Source organism: Arenibacter sp. F20364 (assembly GCF_023015905.1).
GTDB lineage: Bacteria > Bacteroidota > Bacteroidia > Flavobacteriales > Flavobacteriaceae > Arenibacter.
This window is the reverse complement of sequence record NZ_JALKBD010000098.1, coordinates 1-1,624: the sequence shown is the minus strand read 5'-3', so window position 1 is coordinate 1,624 and position 1,624 is coordinate 1. Positions and strand designations below refer to the sequence as shown.

Sequence of the window (1,624 nt, the reverse complement as noted above, 5' to 3'; positions counted from 1 at the left end):
CCATAGCAATCCCCATAGTAAGGGAAAACAGGACCCGGTTCAGTCAACACGGTCTTCATGTTTGGCCGTACCGACCACACGAAGTCTTAGTTATTAGCAATAGTTTTTATGTTTCAAAATAGTTATAAATACTTAAATCAAAATTTGGGTCTAATTCATCTAATTTTTCTTTAATCAGACGATTACTCCATTTAGCATATCTTCTTCCGTGAACTTGTCCATTTTCGTGTACGCATTTTATCAATTCAGTTAGTTCAAGTAATGTAAATTGAGATAATAATGGTTGTATAAGATTGTCGAATCTTGAATCCGCTTGGTCAAAGCTTTTGCTTTTGCCATACATCATTATTACAAGTTCTTTTCCTTGACTTGTTAACCCTTGTTTTTTAAATGTATTAAAAAGTTGAACAATTGTATTTGTTTTAATAGCATTATTAAAGTCATAATCGTCTTTACTTTTTAGAAATGACAAATGTTTAGTCAATGTTCCGTTTAAGTACCACGCTAGGAAAATATAATTTTCATCTTGACTTATTTTGTTTTCAATTAATGTCTTTGAACTGTCATTTAAACTATCTAAAATTCTAGGATTATTATTTATGAACTTTAAAATGAAGTCAAAAAAATCTAAATTTAAATTATTACTGAAATACTGATTTTCTTCCTTTATATAGTTTATCAGAGTTTCATAATTTCTTTGAAGTATTATTTCTAAAGCTTTATAGTTTATTTCTCTATTTTCATTGCATTCAACATTCTCAATTTTGAAAACAATTTTCCATAACGAGCGGAATATTTCTTTTTCAATTGTCGGATTTAAATTTTCAAAGTATTTTGATTTTAGATGTGTTGCAATATCCTTTTCCGTGATTAAAATTTCCTTAATCTCTGATAAATTTGATAAAAATTCATTGAATATTTTCTTTGACAATAATGCAGGTTTTGTCAAAAGCCCTTCGAGTATATTGATGATGTGACTTCTTACAGTGTCCTGATTAGGACTGTATAAATTATAGTTTTGTAGCATTACAGGATGAGCGCAAAGATGTCTGTGTTTTTGTAAGTGTAAAATATTCTCAAAATCAGAGTGCTCTAATATATTTGTTTGTTCTTTTATTAATTCAATTAACCTAGTTTCCCATTGAGATGATGTTGGATTCCTTTTTTGTAAGTCCTCAATTTCTTCTAAAATATTCTTTGCACTATTGTCGTTAAATTGGTCTTTTAGTTCTTGCAATTTGAATACCAAGTCACAGATAACAATGGAATATAACATTACGATTGCTGAACGAAAATTATTTGAGTAATAAGACCTAATTACCTCCTCAAAATATTCCTTGCTTTTTGAGCTTTTTATTTGTTCAGATAATCTATCAATTGAGTGTATTCGCATTATTGGTTTAAATTATTGCTAACGGTCTAGTATAAGAGCAGTAGCGGATTTAAGACCACAACTTTTTCCACCAAGACTGCTTTTTATTATTAGTACGTTCTTTTATTGATTCACTTTCCCCGCTATTGCTTTTATACATTGTTGAACTAAACCTAAAGGTAGCTTCAAGCAAGTGTTACCTTACCGTTCACTACCTTTAGGATAGGTTTAATCATAAAATTTAAAGTTATG

The 1,624-nt window shown here is 29.2% G+C and carries 1 protein-coding gene; it reads right to left on the bottom strand.

Going from position 1 to position 1,624, the window contains the following annotated elements; genetic code table 11:
- Nucleotides 1-106 precede the first annotated feature (106 nt).
- Entirely contained in the window at nucleotides 107-1,393 is a 1,287-nt protein-coding gene (locus tag MWU84_RS23845; RefSeq protein WP_246906506.1) for a hypothetical protein, read from the bottom strand.
- Between the last annotated feature and the right edge of the window lie 231 nt (nucleotides 1,394-1,624).